General features: G+C 68.5%; 14 protein-coding genes. 4 read left to right on the top strand and 10 right to left on the bottom strand.

What is annotated here, in order from left to right; translation table 11 throughout:
* Positions 1-261 precede the first annotated feature (261 nt).
* The 5 genes from ACIQM0_RS31875 to ACIQM0_RS31855 form a co-directional block, all read right to left on the bottom strand.
* Positions 262-1,122: a poly(aspartic acid) hydrolase gene (locus ACIQM0_RS31875; protein ID WP_401293362.1), complete on the bottom strand. Its 861-nt coding sequence runs from the start codon at positions 1,120-1,122 to the stop codon at positions 262-264.
* A 42-nt stretch (positions 1,123-1,164) separates the two neighbouring features.
* Positions 1,165-1,482, bottom strand: a complete 318-nt coding sequence (locus tag ACIQM0_RS31870) for a DUF4387 domain-containing protein (protein ID WP_401293360.1) — start codon at positions 1,480-1,482, stop codon at positions 1,165-1,167.
* Positions 1,483-1,487: 5 nt separating this feature from the next.
* The gene (locus ACIQM0_RS31865; protein ID WP_401293358.1) at positions 1,488-2,849 is read right to left on the bottom strand and encodes an acyclic terpene utilization AtuA family protein; all 1,362 of its coding nucleotides are present in this window, start codon (positions 2,847-2,849) and stop codon (positions 1,488-1,490) included.
* Positions 2,850-2,887: 38 nt separating this feature from the next.
* Entirely contained in the window at positions 2,888-4,195 is a 1,308-nt protein-coding gene (locus tag ACIQM0_RS31860) for an MFS transporter (protein WP_401293355.1), read from the bottom strand.
* Positions 4,196-4,290: 95 nt separating this feature from the next.
* Positions 4,291-5,007, bottom strand: a complete 717-nt coding sequence (locus ACIQM0_RS31855; protein ID WP_401293353.1) for a GntR family transcriptional regulator — start codon at positions 5,005-5,007, stop codon at positions 4,291-4,293.
* A 163-nt stretch (positions 5,008-5,170) separates the two neighbouring features.
* On the opposite strand from ACIQM0_RS31855, the gene ACIQM0_RS31850 reads away from it, so the two are divergent.
* The gene (locus tag ACIQM0_RS31850; protein ID WP_401293351.1) at positions 5,171-6,349 is read left to right on the top strand and encodes a sensor histidine kinase; all 1,179 of its coding nucleotides are present in this window, start codon (positions 5,171-5,173) and stop codon (positions 6,347-6,349) included.
* Positions 6,350-6,468: 119 nt separating this feature from the next.
* Here ACIQM0_RS31850 and ACIQM0_RS31845 read toward each other — a convergent pair whose 3' ends face one another.
* Entirely contained in the window at positions 6,469-8,211 is a 1,743-nt protein-coding gene (locus ACIQM0_RS31845; protein WP_401293348.1) for a CocE/NonD family hydrolase, read from the bottom strand.
* A 119-nt stretch (positions 8,212-8,330) separates the two neighbouring features.
* Here ACIQM0_RS31845 and ACIQM0_RS31840 point away from each other — a divergent pair, with 119 nt between their 5' ends.
* Both ACIQM0_RS31840 and ACIQM0_RS31835 read left to right on the top strand, forming a co-directional pair.
* Positions 8,331-8,966, top strand: coding sequence for a TetR family transcriptional regulator (locus tag ACIQM0_RS31840; RefSeq protein WP_401293345.1), 636 nt, complete (start codon positions 8,331-8,333; stop codon positions 8,964-8,966).
* Positions 8,963-9,157 (top strand): hypothetical protein, encoded by a 195-nt coding sequence (locus tag ACIQM0_RS31835; RefSeq protein WP_401293343.1) that lies wholly within the window; start codon positions 8,963-8,965, stop codon positions 9,155-9,157. Before ACIQM0_RS31840 ends, ACIQM0_RS31835 begins: the two co-directional genes overlap by 4 nt.
* A gap of 42 nt (positions 9,158-9,199) precedes the next feature.
* Here the strand turns inward: ACIQM0_RS31835 and ACIQM0_RS31830 are convergent, their stop codons facing one another.
* Positions 9,200-9,847, bottom strand: coding sequence for a TetR/AcrR family transcriptional regulator (locus tag ACIQM0_RS31830; protein ID WP_401293340.1), 648 nt, complete (start codon positions 9,845-9,847; stop codon positions 9,200-9,202).
* A gap of 115 nt (positions 9,848-9,962) precedes the next feature.
* Between ACIQM0_RS31830 and ACIQM0_RS31825 the strand changes: the two genes are divergently transcribed.
* Positions 9,963-10,658 carry a hypothetical protein gene (locus ACIQM0_RS31825; RefSeq protein WP_401293337.1) on the top strand — a complete coding sequence of 232 codons (696 nt, stop codon included), beginning with the start codon at positions 9,963-9,965 and terminating at the stop codon, positions 10,656-10,658.
* Positions 10,659-10,848: 190 nt separating this feature from the next.
* On the opposite strand, the gene ACIQM0_RS31820 is transcribed toward ACIQM0_RS31825, so the two are convergent.
* The 3 genes from ACIQM0_RS31820 to ACIQM0_RS31810 all read right to left on the bottom strand — a co-directional run bounded on the left by ACIQM0_RS31820 (position 10,849) and on the right by ACIQM0_RS31810 (position 17,450).
* A complete protein-coding gene (locus tag ACIQM0_RS31820; protein ID WP_401293334.1) occupies positions 10,849-12,324 on the bottom strand; it encodes an RICIN domain-containing protein in 1,476 nt (491 codons plus the stop codon).
* A 192-nt stretch (positions 12,325-12,516) separates the two neighbouring features.
* Complete coding sequence (locus ACIQM0_RS31815; protein ID WP_401293332.1) at positions 12,517-15,558, bottom strand: TIM-barrel domain-containing protein; 3,042 nt, start codon at positions 15,556-15,558, stop codon at positions 12,517-12,519.
* 218 nt (positions 15,559-15,776) lie between these two features.
* A complete protein-coding gene (locus tag ACIQM0_RS31810; protein WP_401293329.1) occupies positions 15,777-17,450 on the bottom strand; it encodes a glycoside hydrolase family 27 protein in 1,674 nt (557 codons plus the stop codon).
* Positions 17,451-17,507 lie beyond the last annotated feature (57 nt).

Genomic DNA, 17,507 nt, shown 5'->3' with positions numbered 1-17,507 from the left:
CGGCCGCCTTACCGCCGGACGAGTGTAGGCCGACCAGCCCACCGAAAAACCTGTAGGCCAAACAGACGAACCACACCTGATTCCTGATAGACCCTCGGCCGGTGACAGGGACGCCCTGAACGTCGCTGCGAGTAGGTCGTCGAGGAGTCCCCACCCAGTCGGGCGGAAGGCCGTGGGTTTGGTCTCTCGGCCGACGGGTGTGGCACTGCTTCCGGCAGTGGTTCCGGCCTGCTGCTCCTCACGGATAGGAGAGTCCCGTCGTCAGCACTGCGGTGCCGCCCGCGTGTGCGGCCAGTCTGTCGACGCTTCGATCTGTTCGGACAGGAAGGAGAGCACGGTCGGGATGACGGCGAGGTCGTTGTGTCCGGCGCCACTGACGATGTCCAGTTGTGTGGCGATCCCGTGTCGGTCCCAGTTCTCGCGCAGTTCGTTCAGGCGGTCCATGCGGCTGCCTGGTTGCTCGGCTCCTTCCCAGACCTCGATGTGGGTGTCGTGTTCGCCGATGACGAGCTGTACGGGTAGCTGCGCCATGGCTTTGGTGTCTGGAGCCGCGCCGAAGAGTTCTGCGCTGTCAGCGGTGCCCCGCCACCAGGGTGTTCCGGGATCGATGAGGGTGGTGCGACCCGGCGCGCCGACGGAGAGGGAGGCGAGGCGGTCAGGGTGAAGGTAGAAGAAGCGATGGGCGAACTGTCCGCCGCCGGAGAAGCCGTGCAGATGGAAGCGGTCGGTGCGGATGTGCCAGCGGCCGGCCGCCTCCTTGATCATGTCGAGGAGGAGCAGGTCGGGCCTGAAGCCCGGCTCGGTGAAGAACTTGTAGCTGTCGAGGTCGTTGGGGCCGGTCAGGCCAGCGGGGAACAGCGGGGCGAGGACGACGCAGCCGTGTTTCTCCGCGAAGTCTGCGAAGTGGTCCCGGACCTGGCCGACGTTGCGATGGGTGCCGTGGACTGCCACGACCAGGGGGCTGGGCTCGCCGGTGTTGCTGTGCTCCCGGGGCACGTACAGACAGTAGGAGACGCGCGGGTCGCCGGAGAGCGCGAACAGCGGGGTCGTCCCGGTGAGGAAGAGCTGTGCGGGGTGGTCGGCCGGCAGGTGCCAGGGGGAAAGGGGGCGTTCGGCGGGCATACGTGTGGCTCCGGAGTGTCTGAGGAGGTGGGCGGACGCGGGTCAGGTGGCGGGCGGCAGCTCCATGTCCATGAGCGGGGCGTACTGCTGGCCGGCGTAGCAGTCGGTGTCGTGGAGGTCGCCCTGCACGGTGGGGCGGGGCAGGGAGACCTTCACGGCGAGTGCGCCGGGGTGGTTGACGACGAGGATCTGATCGGGGTCGGTGCCGTAGAGGGAGGCGAAGAGGCCCTGGTCGAGGAAGCCGGTGGCCACCAGCGAGTCGTACGCTGCACGGTCGTGGCACATGAAGTCGAAGGTGAGGGTGAAGGGCCCGGCGTTCTTGGAGCGGACCAGTGAGCAGTAGTCGAGCAGGGTGGCCATGGTCCTTAGAGCTCCTCGGTGGTGGTGCGGAACAGTTCGGTGGGGGCGATGCCGGTGGCGACGTGGTTGAGGGTGAAGCGGTAGAGCGGGCCGCGGTCGGTCTCGGGGGGCGAGTAGGGGTAGGCGAGGGTGGAGACCAGCCCGTCGTACTCGGCGATGGGCAGGTGGCTGCTGGCGTGGGCGACGAAGGTGGCGACCGCGTGGGCGGTGGCCTGGTCGGGGGCGGTCACCGTGATCAGTACGCCGAGTTCGCGGGGGCAAAGTGGTTCGGGTTCGGTGCCGCCCAGGACGGCTCCGCCGCCGTAGAGGCGGTAGTCGATGTCGATGTCGGCCGGGTCCACCTCGCCGCCGAACACGTCGAGGATCTTCGCGTCGAAGTACTGCTGGGCGAAGGGCAGGAGCTTGGGCAGGGCGTCGATGACGACGCGGTCGCGCACGCCGCCGATGATGACGGTCTGGTAGCCAACGAGTTCGGCGCCTTCGAGTTTGTTGGTGTAGCCGTCGGCGGGGAGGTAGCGGGCTCCGCGGACGCGGACCGTCCGTTCGTCGACGGCTTCGTAGGTGGCGTCGGTGGTGTCCAGGACGCCTGAGGGTTCGGCGATGTGGAACGGGTCGGCGTTCTCGTACAGGGTGTGGGCAGCGACCGAACGGGGTGTGAGCCGGGTGCCGTCGGCGAGCGTGGTGACGTCGAAGTGGTCGTCGCGCAGTGTGGCGAGCAGTCCGTTGGCGGACGGCGGGACGGCGCAGGCGGCGCCGCACTCGATGGTCTTGGCCAGGTGCCAGGCGAGGCCGGGATCGGCGCCGCGCAGGTGGGGAAGTGCGGCGAACAGGGCGGTGTCGCTGGCGCGGCCGGCCAGGATGACGTCACAGCCCTCGACGAGGGCTTCCTGGATGGGTTCGACACCCATCATCGCCACGGTGTGGCTGCGTCCGAACAGCTCCCGGTCGATTTCCGGTGCGTGGGTGAGCGGCTGGACGCGGCCGGCGTCGTAGAGGCCCTGGAGGCGGGCGGCGGGCTGATCCGAGTAGATCAGGGCGAGCTTGAAGTGCAGGTTCTCCTCGTCGGCGATGCGACGGGTGAGGGCCGCCACCTCGTCGACGCCGACGTCGCGTCCGGAGGTGCCGCACGAGCCGATGATGAGCGGCACCTTCAGCTCGTCGCGGGCCTTCAGCAGGAGCCGAAGGTCACGCGCGACGGCCTGAGCCGACAGCTTGGGTGTGCCGGAGCCGAGGGCCGCAGGGCCCGAGTCGGTCGACCCGGCGTCGCAGGCGATCACATGGGGGCGGGCCGCGACACCGCGCCGGAACGCGTCCGCGTCGAAGCCTGCTCCCAGTGCCCCGGTCGGGGCGAGAATGCGGAGTTCCATGGGGGTGTGACCTTTCGTCGTGCTGGTGGAGCGGCGCTTCACGCTTTGTTCCGATCGGGAATCCGGCGGGTCAGGAGGGTGAAGACAGCGAAGGTGACGGCGGCGAAAGCGGCGGCGTTCAGCATCATGAAGCGCCAACCGGTGAGGTCCACCGTGATGCCGAGGATCGCCGGTCCCAGGGCCATGCCGCCGGAGGAGGCGATGGTGTAGAGGGCGGTGTAGGTGCCGAGCACCTTCTGGGTGGGAGCCAAGTCCCACAGGGCGACCAGCGCGTTGACCGCGAACGAGGCGTAGCCGATGGCGGAGAGGACCGTCGAGACGACGGTTCCCGGGACCGTCGGGACGGCGAAACCGACCAGGAGGCCGACCACGAACAGTCCGACGCCGTAGCGCATGGCGCGCAGTTGACCGAGCCGGTCGGAGCCGTAGGCAAGGGGCAGTACACACACCAGGAAGGCGACGGCACCCGGCAGAGCGAGCCCGCCGGCTTCACCGCGGGTCAGGCCGAGGACCTCGGTGCCGTAGGGCGTGTTCAGCGAGCGCAGCGCGGTCCACATGCCCGAGAAGCAGAAGATCCCGATCATCAGCAGCACCGTGGGGCTGGAAGGGCTGCGTACCGCATCCTTCAGCACCGCCCAGGGAGAGGCGAACTCCGGCACATCCTGCTGGTCCTCGGTGGGTTGCTCGGGCGGCAGAACGGCCTGCTCGTGCCGACGGCCGAGGAACATCCAGGACAAGCCGAGCATGATCAGCATCAGGACCGGGGGGATCGCGAACGCCAGGTGAAGGCTGCGGTCCACGACCAGCAGGCTGATCAGCGACGAGACGATGATGGTCAGACTGACGCCGGCCTTGATGAACCCCTGCGCCTTGCTCCGGCTGCCGGCGGGGACGTAGTCGGATACCAGTGTCTCGGTGACGCCCTTGAAAGCGTTCGCGACCAAGGCGAACCCGACGACGCACACCATCAGTACCGGAAGACTGTCCGCCCAGGGGATGAGCGCGAACGGGACCGAGGCGATCACGGCACCGATCAGCACGATCGGCCACCGCCCCGCCTTGCGGCGCACGAGCCTGTCGGAGAGGAACCCCACGGACGGCTGGGTGAAGATCCCCAAGGAGTGGTCCAGGCCCATGATCAGGCCGATGACGCCCGCCGAGGTGACGTACTGACGCAGTTGCTCGGGGACCTGCGCGTCGTAGAAGTTCCAGACCGCTTCCTGGGCGAAGACCGCCAGGGTGACCCACAGCACCGCGCTCGCACTCATCCGCCTCCCGGAGGCGGGCGCCGACGGCACAAGGGTGGACGTCGGCCCTGCAGCGGTCGCGTCGGGTTGATGCAGCATGGCGGCTCCTTGCCATATGCTATAGCAAAAGGTAGGTGCGTACACGCCGACTACCGCCGTGACCCGATGGGCAGGCAGTCGGACGCGTCGGTCAATCAGTTGCTGGAGAGCTGATGCAGCGCTTCGCGATGATGATGCGCGGCGAGCAGCTCGGCCCGTTCCTCGTCCCGGTCCAGAAGGGCGTCGAGCAGGGCGCGGTGTTCGCGGAATCTCCGGCGGAAAGCCTCGGCGCGCTCCGGAGCGAGCTTGATCGTCAGATCGAGGCGCTCCTCGTCACTGAAGGCACGGGCCTGCTGAAGCAGCCCCTCGAGCACCGGATTCCCGACCGCTGCCTCCACCTGGTGATGGAAGCGGCGCAGTTGACGGTGGACGGCCACCAGCTGGTCGGTCACGTCGGCGTGCGCCCCGCGTTCAGCAAGATCCTGCTCGATCCCACCGACCAGGGCATCGGCCTGCTCCAGCGTCTCGCCCAGGTCCGCGAGCTGCGCGTCGGTAGCGTTCCGGGCGGCCAGGCGAGCCATGAAGGCGGACAGCCGCACCTCGGCCTCCACGATCTCCGAGCGCGCCGAGGCCGAATGATCGGCGATCCGCAGCGAGCGGGTCCCGACCCGCTCCACCACCTTCTCGTGCACCAGCTGGCGCAGCGCTTCGCGCACGGGTGTGGCGCTGACACCGAGGCGGGCGGCCAGATCACGTTCGGTGATCTTCTCTCCCGGCCGCAGGGCCCCCTCACGGACCGCGGCACGAAGCCGCCGGTAGGCCTGGTCGGCCAACGACGTCGTCTCCATCGGACTGAGGGCATCGGTACTCATGTCCGCAACAGTGCCGCCGCTATAGCAAAGAGTCAATAGGTTGGTTTCTCGCAGATGTCAGAGGCGTTGCCGAGCATCGGTTGGATCCGGGCCATGGTGCGACCAGGACGTCCCGCCGCCAGGCCGCTGCTGGGAATCTCTCCATCGCCGGTTCTTCCGGGAAGTGCGGCGCAAGGCGACGCTGCTGCCGAAGATCGCAGCCGGAGGTTGGGACGGAGACAGTCGCCGGGGCGGTCACGGGCGCCTCGATCCGGCGGGCCGCAACAGGAAAGTGCGGTCGGAGTTCGGCCTGCGTCGTCCGGTGTTCAGCCGCCAGAGGCAGCGGGCGTCGTGGGCAGAACCGTCAAGGAATCGTCAGGTTGAGGGAGGAGGTGCCGTCACCTGCACAGCTTTCTCCGGGCAGGCCACCAGCGTCGGTATCACCCTTGTGCTGGCTTTCGCCGTCGCACTGCTCATCCTCAGGATCGGCCTGCGCCCACTGGGGCGGATGGCAGACGCGGCTGACGAGATCGCGTCCGGCGCGCGCAGTGAACGTCTGCCCGTCCACGGATCACACACGGAAACCGACCGGCTCGCCGTCGCGGTCAACGACGCCTTCGATGCCCAGGCCCGCGCCGAGACCCAGATCCGCGAATTCGCAGCCGATGCCTCACACGAACTGCGCACACCCCTGGCCACGATTTCCGGCTGGCTCGACCTCTACAACCAGGGCGGCCTCAGCGCCCGCGCCGACCTCGACAGAGCCCTGGAACGGGTCGACGGCGAGGTCGGCAGAATGCGCCTTCTCGTCGAGGAGCTCTCTCTCCTCGCCCGCCTCGACGCCGGACGCCCTCTGGACTCCCAGCCCGTCGACCTCCAGCGCCTGGCCACCGCTGTCGTCCAGGACGCCCGGGTCGTGGCACCCGGCCGTGCCATCGACCTGTACGCACCCGAACCCGCCTACGTGCACGGAGACCAGCCCCGGCTCCAGCAGGTCCTGAACAACCTCCTCGGCAACGCGATCCAGCACACCCCGCCCGGCGCCGCGATCGGAGTCTCCGTCGAACCGACAGCCACCCAGGTCACCATTCGCGTCGCTGACCACGGCCCTGGAATCCCTGGCGAAGACCTCATGCGCGTCTTCGACCGCTTCTGGCGGGCCGATGCCGGCCGCAGCCGCGCCCACGGCGGTTCCGGACTCGGTCTCGCCATCGTCCAGGCCATCGTCCACGCCCACCACGGGACCGTGCGCGTCACCTCCGTCCTCGGAACAGGAACGACCGTCACCGTGGACCTCCCCGCCCGATGCGGACACGCCGCACCACCGACACCACCCAGCACGGGCCAGCCCGACGCTTTCTGACACAAGGATGGGCGGCGAGAGGCCACTGGCATCACGGGACGGCCGGCGGCCGCGGTGACGACGGACCGCCGGTCCTGGGCAGCTGTGGTCCTCCCCCGATCGGGGGTGGACCACAGCCGTCAGCCTGCCTTGACGGGCAGCTGGAGGTACGAAGCGCGGTCTCCCCCGGTGTGGATGACGTGCTGCCCGCTGTTGGCCGGGACGTACTCGCGGTTTCCGGGCATCATCGTCCCCAGCAGCGACCGGCCGCTGACGACGAAGCGCAGCTGCTCGCCCGGGTAGAAGGTGAGCCCGACAGGGAGCAGGTCGATCTCGACGTCGACGACCTGACCGGGCGAGAGCTTCTCGACCCGGTCGAAGCTGTGGGCGGGGACGTCCTCCGTGGAGAGCTTCTCGTCCAAGTGGCGCATCGAGATCCTCAGGCGGCCGTCGGAGCCCTTGTACCGCAGGATCGAGGCACCTCGCTCGGTGACGTCCTGGATCAGCGCGCCCTGGTTCGGCACGGTGAACTGCTGCAGCGGCGTGCCGTACGCGTCGAGCTTCTGGACCAGGACGAACAGGTCCATGTCGTCCGAGCCCTTCGCCTCGACCCACAGGTGCGCCTTGGGGTATCCGACCAGTACGGTCTCCTGGTCGAAGCGGGTCACGAACGACACGGTGTCAGGATTGGACCCGACGGTGTAGCCCGCCGTCGCCTCGGCACCGGGTACCGACGGCGACAGGGTCCGCGAGCGGCCGTCGAGGTAGTACTTCGTCGACGTGACGCCCTCCGGCGGGAACGTGTCCGCGGGGACGTCCACCTTGTCGCCGCCTTCGAGGTCGAGGAGCGAGTAGCGAACGCGGGGCGTCTGCTCCCATCCGTTGTCCTCCTCCTTGAGGTAACGCTCGAAGAACCGGTGCAGATCCTCCCGGTTCGCCTCGTCGTAGTAGTCCGGCCACTCCTGGCTGTTGTGGATGCGCAGCCACTTGTCCTCGGAGGCGATCCGGCGCCAGGCGCGGAAGGTACCCGCGGTGTGCAGCGTGTTGGAGTAGCTGGCGACGATGTACGCGGGGACGTCGATCTGCTCGAAGTGCGGGATCTTCTCCTCCCACAGGTCGCCCATGAGCGGGTGGCGCTCCGCCTCCGTGACGATGTCCTCGCGCCGCCCCTTGCCGAAGTAACTGTGGTCCTGGAGCTGGGCGGCGAATCCGGTGTCGGGCATGCCGCCGCGCATCACCAGGTCACGGTAGACGTCGCTCACGCCCTCCCACGGGTTGATGGCCGCCAGGTGCGGGGGCCTCTCGGCGGCGGTGAACCACTGCGAGACAGCGAGGTAGGACGTTCCGCTCATGGCGACCTTCCCGGTGCACCAGTCCTGGACGGCCAGCCATTCGACGAGGTCGTAGCAGTCCCGCCCTTCCTGGCGGTCCCACACGACGCTGTCGCCCCCGGACTCCGCCACGCCCCTGATGTCCGGGTTGCAGATCGCGTAGCCCTGCGCGCACCAGTAGGCCGGATCCGGGCCTTCGAACTTCTCCAGACCGGAGACCACGTCGTTGCCCAGCCCCACCATGCCGAAGATGCCCATCACGCTGGCGGAGGTCCCCTGGCCCTTCCCATACGGGCTCCAGGCCACGATGACCGGCACCTTCGCGGCCCCGGCGGGACGGAAGACGTCGACGTGAACGGTGACTCCGTCACGCAGAGTCACCGGAACGTCCTTGTCCAGGACGATGTCGACCGGCAGGGACTGGAACTGCGGTGCGATCCGGAAGCCCGCTTCCAGCGTTCGGGTACCCGGCTCGAAGCTGCTCAGAATCCCGTACCGGGGGCCCGGCTCCAGCGGCTGGGACGGCTTGTACACCCTCATGTCATCGCTCACCACGAGCTCCTCGCCTCTCTCGGTCTGCCGACGTGCTCTGCCTGCACATCGACCGTACGTCCGCGAATCCGATAACTCAACCCACGTTGAGTTATCGGCGGAGGAGGTACTTTCTGAGCATGACCGCGCATACGAACTCCGCCACCGCTGGGCGCCCGGGGCGCCGCCCCGGGCCCAGCACGACCCGGCAGGCAGTCCTGGTCGCCGCTCGTGCCCGTTTTGCGACTGACGGGTTCACCGCGACCACGATCCGACGGGTCGCGTCCGACGCGGGAGTGGACGCCTCGCTGGTCATGCAGTACTTCCGGTCGAAGAACGAACTGTTCGCCGCAGTCATGTCCATCCCGGCGGACGCGCTGAGCCGCTTCAGCGCTGCGTTCGAGGGGCCCGACGAACTCCTCGGCGAACGAGTAGTACGTGCCTTCCTCGGGATCTGGGAGGGCGATGTCCGGAGCTCCGAACCGCTCATGGCAACGCTCAGGGGCGCCATCGTGAACGAACAGGCGAACGAGCAGCTGAGGGAATTCCTCCAGGAGCGGATGCTCATCAATGCCGTGGCGTCACGTTCCGTCGACAACGCGTCGCTCCGGGCTGGCATCGTGTCGTCGATGCTCGTCGGGCTGGTGGTGGGACGAGACCTCGTCCGAGTCCCGACGCTCAGCGAGGCCGAGCGTGAGACGTTGGTCCGGCTGGTCGGACCTGCCGTGCAGAGCGTTCTGGTCCCGCCGCCGGAAGACGAGAGGACGGGCCGATGACGGCGATCGACGGTCGGGTCTACGCCGAAGGGCGTCGCACCGCCAGCCCGGCGGACCTGCAGGACGCCGCCGACAGTCTGGAGCGGTCGGGAGGGGTGGCCTGGATCGGGCTGGTGGACCCCGGCCCCGACGAACCGGAGGCCGCCGCAGCCCGATTCGGACTGCACTCTTTGCGAATCCCGGACGCCTGACGTCAGATCACAGCCGGGGTCCGGCCGCGATCTGACGTCACCTCAGGTTCGGGCGCGGCGCTGGTCGGGAGAGAGGAGGTAGGCGATCGCCAGGTCACTGAGGTCTCGCGCGTACCGGCTCACCTCCGCCTCCCCGGTGACCGGGTCGGGCCGCACCGAGTTGTGGAAGCAGGCTCCGAGAACGGCGCGGGCGGCTGTGTCGAGAGCCGCCTCGGGGTTGGAGCGCCGGATCTGTCCGGTGTAAGGGGCTGTCGCTTCGAGAAGGAGGCGGTGGATCTCGAGGATGGCTCGGGCCCCGCGTTCCGGCGATTTCACGCCCCGCGCGCGAAGCAGTTCCGGGAAGAGGCTGTTGTTGTCGGTGAACGATTGCAGCAGGGCGCGTGCGTAGGCGTCCATGACACCGGAGAGCGACGGCTCGGCCGCGCGCAGCTGCTCGGCCACATACTCCTCGCGCCGCTCCAGCATCCGCTCGCTGAGGGCGGTGATCAGCTGGTCCTTGTCTTCGAATCGGCGATAGATCGTGCCGACCGCGACGCCGGCCTGCTCCGCGACACCGGTCATCGTCATTTCTTCCAGGCCGCCCGACGCCGCGACTTCCTCTGCCGCCCGCAGTACGCGAGCCAGGGTCGCGGCGCTCCGCGCCTGCCGTGGCTGCCGGTAGAGCGCGGGGCGGTCGGGCTCCTCAGTCATGTGACGCATCGTACCGGCGACGATCCGCGCAGGTCCGTTGACAAGACCCGCCCTTCCAGGCGTAACCTCGAAATGCGAACGTGAATTCATGTTCACATATGGAGGAGGTTCAACCATGACCGACAACAAGATTTCCCCTGTGACCGTGACGCTCCAGTCGGGGCCCACTGGCGGAGGGAGCATCGACGACCTGGAGCTCTTCTACTCCCGCCGCGCCCTGGACCGCTTCCGGAAGCGGCTGGGGCGCCAGGGCCTGCTCGACCTGCTGGCGGCGGACATCGAGGAAGGCAACGCCTTCCTGCGGGACAGCGCCCTCGCGTCCGCCGGTGCGTTCGACGCGGGCACCACGGTGCTCGCGACGAAGGGTCTCACCTCGGCCGACTTCCTCTCCTGGATGGAGAAGGCCTTCGCCGGTGACGAGAGCGCACTCCTCGCCGCGCACCCCGAGCACTACGTCATGGCCCCCGGGGCCGACGGCGCGTTCAACGTCGTGGAGAACATCGGCCCCCACGTCTGTTCCTTCTTCATGGGCGGCTGGGGCACCGACGCGATGGCCTGGGCCGCGGACGCGGAAGAACTCCTCCCTGAGGCCGAGTTTCCGCACAAGATGTCCTCGAACCTCTTCCTCGCCGACGGCACGATCGTCGGACGGGCACTGACCCAGTTCGGCGACACCGCCGACGGATTCACCGCGAGCCTGACGGTCTACGTCCCCACCACGTGCCCCCCGGACGTCCTGGAGCACCACCTCCGCCACTACGCGGTCGAGTTCAGGAACTGGATCCTCGTAGCAGCGGCAACCCGGGCCTGAGAGAAGTCCGGTCGGAGGCTGGAGTGCCGGCCTCATCGCTGCCGGTACGCAGACACGCTCACCGTGAATTTCGCGGAGAGGGGTGCCAGATCCCGAGGCGCATGCCGGCCCGACATGTACCGGCAGAACCGCCGATCGGGGGCCGGACGTGGCCCGGCGGACCAGGCCACGCAGGCGGTGGCCGCTCCGTTCAGCTCAGGATCCAGATCTGGTTGGTGCCACCGGTGGCGGCCCATTGCTGGAGAGCGGTGCCAGGGGTGGTGGACTCCTTGGGAACGTCCACCACCCAACCGCTACCGAGGTTGACCAGGGCGTAGGAGGCGTTGGAGGACGAGGAATAGGTGCCGGCGGCCTGCAGTGCCCACTGCTGGTTGGTGCCGTTGTCGCAGGTCCACACGTCCAGGCGGGTCCCCTGTTCCGCGGACCGGCCCGGGACGTCGAGGCACTTGCCGCTGCCGACACCGACCAGCGTGTAGACGTTTCCGCGGAGCCGGTGAAGCGTCCACTGCTGGTTGACTCCAGCGGTGGAAGGCCATTGGACAACTCCCGACCCGTTCGCGGTATTTCCGCCGCTCACGTCCATCAGGTGTCCGCTCAGGGCGCTGGTCAGGCGGCGGCTAGTGGCGGCCGGAGGGTTGGAAGTGCCCGTCCAGGTGCCTTCCCCCACGTCGAGCGTCCAGGAGTTCTGCCAGCTGACGGTCACCGTGGCGCCACTGATGGTCAGAGGCAGCCACACCAGGGGGGACGCGCCGAGATCGCCGGTGTTCCACCGGTCGCCCGCGTAGACGAAGGTGGTCGCCGCGGTGCCTTGCACCGGGATGATGTTGGCGGTCTGCGAGTCGTACGTCTTGGTGCCAGGAGGCGCGAAGGTTCGGAAGGACGACCAGGGGCCGGAGAGGGAGGTGGCGGTGGCGTAGACGTTGTCGTTGGTCCTCCAGCCCGTCAGGTTGGACACGAGGAGGTAGTAGCGGCCTCCCGACCTGACCATCGCCGGGGACTCGTAGTCGGGAAAGGTGTGGACCGTGCTCGTGACGGTGAGGTAGTCGCTCGACAGCCTTTCGATGCGCAGACCGTGGTCGGGGTCCCTTCGCATCAGGTACCCGGATCCATCCGTGTCCTGGAACACGCCGATGTCCTTGCCGGCGGCCCCCAGGGGCCTTGAGCTTCCCCGGTAGGTGTAGGCACCGCACGGCGTGCTGCTGGTGGCCACCCCGACCTTCGCCTCTCCGTAGGACGGACTGTCGATGTGCAGGTACATCACATACGTGGCCGTGGACGCGTTGTAGAGGACCTTGGGGCGTTCCACCACGCGGCCCGGGCCCAGGTCGCCGCTCGGCTGCCGGCTCAGCGCGGCACGTTGGTAGACCCAGTGGGAGAGATCGGTGGACCGGTAGCAGTCGATGGACTGGAAGCTCGTGTCGTCCGCATTCTCGCCGGTCTTGTTCTCGCCGAAGGCGTACCAGACGGACCCGACCTTGACGATGCCGAGGCCGTGCATCTGGAGGGTGCGCCCAGCAGTGTCGGTCCACGCCTTCCCGGGAGTGAACGTGCTCACCGGATCGGCGTGCGCGGTCGGTGTCGCCACCAGCACGACGGCTGCGGCGACGAGAAGCGGGAGGACGCCCGAGACCAGGCGTCGAACGGATGTCAGGGTGCGTGCGAGCATGCCGAACCTCGAAAGAGTGTGGAGTCGTGCCGGGACATGATGTGACGCTCGTGCGAGCGGATGTTCGCGGTGCCATGGGGACAACCGCGTGCACCGCCCGCGTATCGCACCGCAGCCGTCGGAACCGCCGTCTTGGCCGGTGGTCCCGGCGGCCACCGCGCGCTCGGCGCCGGATCCGGGGGCGTGACGCCGCTACAGCACGGTGAGGCTGTCAATGTTCGCGCCCTGTGACTGGGTGAGGATCACGCGGACGGTGATGTCGTTCCCCTGCGGCAGCTCCGCGGTGACGGAGTTCGTCGCCCAGATGTCCAAGCTTCCGGTGGGCGACATGGCGAGGGTGCCGGCCTTCTTCCCGTTGACGTCGATGGTCGCGGGGCGGTCCGCGCCGCCGCCGTTGGCGTACCGGACGACGAGTCGCTTCGGGCCGGCCGCCGTGACCGCGACGGTCCAGGCGATGGTGGAGCCGGCGGCCGTTCCGGTGAAGTCGGCGTATCCGGTCCCGGTGTATCCGGGGTGGCTGGTGTCGATGGCGAAGGTGCTGTCCAGCCGTGCGTTCTCCGCCTGGTAAACCGTGCCGCCGCCCACGCCGGGGAAGGATCCACCGCTGGGTTCGACGGTGACGGCGTTGCCGCCGTTCGTGATCACGGAGATCTCCGGTGTGACGACGGTCAAGATCTTCGCTCCCGCGTTCCACACGCTGCCGGCTCCGCCGTCGCTGAGCAGTGCGGCGGCCTCGCTGGTGAAGGCGGGCAGCGTCGTCCCGCCGTTGATCCGCATCCCCACGGGCGCATCCAGGCCATGGACCCGGATCACGTAGCGCCGTCCGCCGGGCGCGCCGTCGTACGTCCCCTTCGGGTGGGCGATCACCACGCGCCGGGAGGCATTGGCGTAGGTGAGGCGGGTGACGCTCGTCCGGTTGCCGGTCCGGTACGCCTCGGTGACCCCGTCGTCCTCGACGACCTCGAAGGCTCCGTCCGCCCCCGCGTAGACGTCCATCTCCAGCTGCCGCTTGGTGAGGTAGGCGCTGCTCTGTGCGTACGGGTACCGGGGAAGAATCGCCCCTGCCTTGACGAAGAGCGGGGTTTCGCCGGTACGCGTGGTGTACGGCAGATCCGCGGTGTCGGACCCGGTGTGCTTGATGTCGGCCCAGAAGTTGTACCAGGTGGTTCCGGCCGGCAGCCAGATCTGCTGGACGGTTCCTCCGTCGGACGTGACGGGGGCGACGAGAAGCGAGGGACCCCACATGTACTGCAGGTCGTGGGTATAGGCCTGCGGCCGGTCCTGGTAGTCGATCACCATGGCCCTCGCCATGGGCATGCCGGTGGCGTTGGCCTGGTGGGCGAGCGTGTAGATGTACGGCATCATGCTGTACCGGAGCTGCCCGTACGTCGCGAAGTCCGCTCGTGCCTGCGTGCTCTGGTCGAGGGGCCAGCGCGATGCCTGCTTGCCGCGGTCCTTGGTCGAGGCGGTGCCGTGGGGGCGCCAGATCGGTGCGAGGCTGGACCAGCCGACGGGCCAGTTGCGGTAGAAGGCGTCGGAGATCAGGTTCCCGTCGCCGAAACCGCCGCCGTCGATGTTGGCGAAGGGGAAGCCGCCCAGTCCGGCCGTCTGCATGCCCCTGATCTGGTTCCGCATCTCGTTGTAGGTGGAGCTGATGTCACCCGTCCAGTAGTGCCCGTAGCGCTGCTGACCCGCGGTAGCACCACGGCTCCAGTTCCACGGGCGCTTGGCGGTTCCGATGTGTCCAGCCCCGTCGGGGTCCCAGCCCTCCCCGCCGACCGCCTTGTGCACGTTCAGGAAGTAGGCGTTGCGGGCCTCGGCCCAGGTGCGGCCGTCGGCCATTTTCGCGGTGTACGGAATTCCGCCCAGGTCGTCGACCTCATCGATCCACAGGCCGTCGCCGGGGAACTTCAGGGCGGGGTTGAGAGCCTTGTCCCAGAAGACCTTCCACACCCAGGCGCGGGTGTCGGGGTTGCTCCAGTCGGCGACGGCATTGTTCTCCTTCACGTTCTTCAGGTCGGCCGCCGCGAGGCTGTAACCGGGCGGCGGGCCGCCCTTCCATCCCGCCATCTCGTTGGTGTTGTTGCGGTTGTAGTCCAGGGTCACGGTGACGCCGTTCGCGGCGGCCCACTTCTGGTATCCGGCGGGGTCGGGCCAGCGCTCGTGGCTGAACTCGAACCACGAACCGGACCAGGAGCCCGAGCCCTCGCGCCACCGGTTGTCGTTGACCTGGTGGTCGAAGGGGAAGCCGGCGGCGCGGTGCTGGGTGATCTTCTCCCGCCACCAGTCCTGGTCGCTCACGTCGGCGAAGTTCTTGTCGGAGAGCTGCAGCCCGAAGACGGACCGCTGAGGCAGCCGCGGCCGTCCGGTGAGCTGCGTGTAGCGGTCGAGCAGTTGGGCGAACCGGGGTCCGTTGATCAGGAAGTAGTCCAGCTGCGGACTTACGCCCCCGGAGTCGTGTCCGTCGGCGAAGAATCCGTAGCCGTTCGACCCGCCGAAGTTGAAGGTCGTGTCGAACGTGGTGTTGAAGAAGACTCCGTACCCCTTGTTGGACAGGTAGAACGGCACGATGGCCGGTGCCTGATCGTTGGGGTTGTCCGCGGCGGCTGCCGCGTCGGCGTAGTTGTGGGAGACCGTGTCACCGGTGCGGTCGAGCCGCGGTGCGCGCCCCAGTACGCCGTGTCCTGCTTTGAGGAAGCGCTCGTCCAAGGGCGGCGGGACGAATGCCTCGGTGGCGACGGTGTGGTTCGTGCCGCTCCAGGAGATGCCGCGCGTCGCGTCCTCCTTCGCCAGCGAAGCACCCGTGGCCAGGGAGTAGAACTCCAGCCGTAGCGGCTTCTTGCGCAGGACGATGCGCAGACCGTCGGCGGCGGCGGTGCGGATCTCCAGGGTGTCGGTGGTGGCCGTGAGTTGCAGACTGCCGCCCAGAGCGGTGTGGCTCTCCGGCCGCACCATCTCGTAGCGGGTGTCGGAGAAGAACTCCTCGCCGGCGCGGGCCGCGCTCACCCGGACCATCTGCTCTCCGTACGCGGTCAGCCGGAGTCGTTGCCCGGTCACGCTGGTGACGGTGATGCTCCTGGCGCCGTCGGTGGTGTGCTTGGCGTAGTCGGTGAGTTGCTCTTGCGCGTCGGCCGCCGCGGCGATGTGCGGCATCGAGGTGACGGCACCCGCGGCCAAGGCGCCGGCAGCCGTCGCGAGGACGGTCCTGCGATTGATCGGTTCGCGCTTCATCATGTCTCCCATGCGTGGGGCGGCCAGGTCGGAGCCGGGGCTTCGCACGTGCGGGCGCCGAGGTGGGCGGTGCACGAGGGCGTGGGCCGTCAGGGCCCCCAGAGCGTTTTCGATCTCCTGAATCCGGCAGGGCGCCGAGCCGTCGGCCCCCTGCCGGTGACCCGGTACGTACGCGTCGGGCGCACACGTACCGGGTCGGTCGAACGGCCGGGCGGGAGGGATCAGCCCAGGCTCCACTTCTGGTTGGCGCCGCTGTTGCAGTTCCACAGCTCCAGCGCGGTCCCGTTGACGTTGCCCGCCGGTTTGTCGCCGCCCGTGACGTCGAGGCAGAGGCCCGACTGGGTTCCGGTGACGGTCCCGTCCGCGTTCAGCTTCCATTGCTGGTTGGCGCCGCCGTTGCAGTTCCACAGCTGCACCACGGTGCCGGGGGCGGTCCCCTTGTCGTAGGCGTCGAGGCACTGCGAGCCGTTGTAGAGGCGCAGCTCGCCTGCGGCGGTGAGGGTGACGGCCTGGTTGGTGCGGCCGTTGCACTCCCAGATCTCGATCTTCGTACCGGGCGTGGTCTCGCCGCCTTCCGCGTCGAGGCAGCGCTGGGAGGAGGCGCTGATCAGCGGGTGGGTCGTGCCGGTGCTGCTGCCGGTTCCGGCGGAGACCCGGTACATCACCGTGCCGTGCGCGGGCACGGAGGCGCTGATGGTGCCGCTCGTCGAGGAGACCGCCTTGGACCACAGGTTGAAGAGCCGGTACGAGGACGCGGACGGCATCCCGACCGCGGCGGCCGTGGTGCCGACGGTGGCCGTGGAAGCGTTCTCGTTGGTGAGGGTGACCGACCGGTCCCCGTTGGCCAACTGCTTGGTCATCACGACCAGTCCGCCGGAGGAGGAGACCACCGTGCCCTGCTTGCCCAGCGAATCCTGGTCGACGGCGATGACGTCGGTGTTCTTGAGAATCGTCAGCGTCGCCGGGCTCGCGCTGCGGATGTCGCTCCCGATGAGCAGGGGGGCGGCCATCTGCGACCAGAGACTGAAGTGGGTACGGTACTCGGTGTCCGTCATGCCGCCGTTGCCGACTTCCAGCATGTCCGGGTCGTTCCAGGCGCCGGGCTTGGCGTACTGCGCACGCGGCTGGTTCTTGTGCGCGATGTCGATCATCTTGGACCAGGTGTCGTTGATGTCGCCGGTGGTGCGCCAGGAGTTGCCGAGGGACGGCGCCCAGTTCCAGGGCTGGTTGGAGCCCCACTCGCAGATGCTGTAGAGGATCGGACGGCCGGTGGCCTTCAGCGCGTCGCCCATCGCCTTGTACCGGGTCTGGGCGTCGACGCCGGTGTTGTTGCAGTTGTCGTACTTCAGGTAGTCCACGCCCCAGGAAGCCCACAGGTTGGCGTCCTGGGTCTCGTGCCCGAGGCCCCCGGGGAAGCCGTTGTCCGCGCAGGTCTTGGTACCGGCGCTGGAGTACAGGCCGAACTTGAGGCCCTTGGAGTGGACGTAGTCGGCGACGGCCTTGATGCCGTTCGGGAAGCGCACCGGGTCGGCCACCAGGTTGCCGGCCGCGTTCCGCGAGGGCAGCGCCCAGCAGTCGTCGAGGTTGACGTAGGTGTACCCGGCCGCCTTGAGACCCTCGGAGACGAACAGGTCGGCGATGCCCTTGACCATCGCCTCGTCGAACTGCGTACCGCAGCCCGTGGTGTTCCAGTTGTTGAACCCCATCTGGGGGGTCCGGGCCAGGCCGTTCTCCACGGCGGCGGCCTCCGGCGCGGCGGCCACGGCGGCGGCCTGCACTCCGAGGGCGACTCCCGAAGTCACCGCGGCGGCCCCGGCCAGGCCTCCGGCGGCGAGGGCGAGCGAGGCGGTTGCGGCCACCAGACGGTGTCGGAAACTGTGCTGTTCATGGGACATGTACGGCTCCAATGTGTCGTCCCGCAGGGGCGGGTAACAGCGAGGACGTGTGCGGGA

It is taken from the genome of Streptomyces sp. NPDC091387, assembly GCF_044756945.1.
In the GTDB taxonomy this organism is placed as follows: domain Bacteria; phylum Actinomycetota; class Actinomycetes; order Streptomycetales; family Streptomycetaceae; genus Streptomyces.
The sequence above is the reverse complement of the archived record's forward strand: the minus strand, read 5'-3'. Positions and strand labels throughout refer to the sequence as shown.

Coding starts and splice junctions, on each gene's coding strand:
- ACIQM0_RS31840 (WP_401293345.1), top strand. CDS start 8,331: ATGACCGCGCATACGAACTCCGCCACCGCTGGGCGCCCGGGGCGCCGC.
- ACIQM0_RS31825 (WP_401293337.1), top strand. CDS start 9,963: ATGACCGACAACAAGATTTCCCCTGTGACCGTGACGCTCCAGTCGGGG.
- ACIQM0_RS31865 (WP_401293358.1), bottom strand. CDS start 2,849: ATGGAACTCCGCATTCTCGCCCCGACCGGGGCACTGGGAGCAGGCTTC.
- ACIQM0_RS31820 (WP_401293334.1), bottom strand. CDS start 12,324: ATGCTCGCACGCACCCTGACATCCGTTCGACGCCTGGTCTCGGGCGTC.
- ACIQM0_RS31810 (WP_401293329.1), bottom strand. CDS start 17,450: ATGTCCCATGAACAGCACAGTTTCCGACACCGTCTGGTGGCCGCAACC.
- ACIQM0_RS31870 (WP_401293360.1), bottom strand. CDS start 1,482: ATGGCCACCCTGCTCGACTACTGCTCACTGGTCCGCTCCAAGAACGCC.
- ACIQM0_RS31830 (WP_401293340.1), bottom strand. CDS start 9,847: ATGACTGAGGAGCCCGACCGCCCCGCGCTCTACCGGCAGCCACGGCAG.
- ACIQM0_RS31875 (WP_401293362.1), bottom strand. CDS start 1,122: ATGCCCGCCGAACGCCCCCTTTCCCCCTGGCACCTGCCGGCCGACCAC.
- ACIQM0_RS31855 (WP_401293353.1), bottom strand. CDS start 5,007: ATGAGTACCGATGCCCTCAGTCCGATGGAGACGACGTCGTTGGCCGAC.
- ACIQM0_RS31815 (WP_401293332.1), bottom strand. CDS start 15,558: ATGATGAAGCGCGAACCGATCAATCGCAGGACCGTCCTCGCGACGGCT.
- ACIQM0_RS31860 (WP_401293355.1), bottom strand. CDS start 4,195: ATGCTGCATCAACCCGACGCGACCGCTGCAGGGCCGACGTCCACCCTT.
- ACIQM0_RS31835 (WP_401293343.1), top strand. CDS start 8,963: ATGACGGCGATCGACGGTCGGGTCTACGCCGAAGGGCGTCGCACCGCC.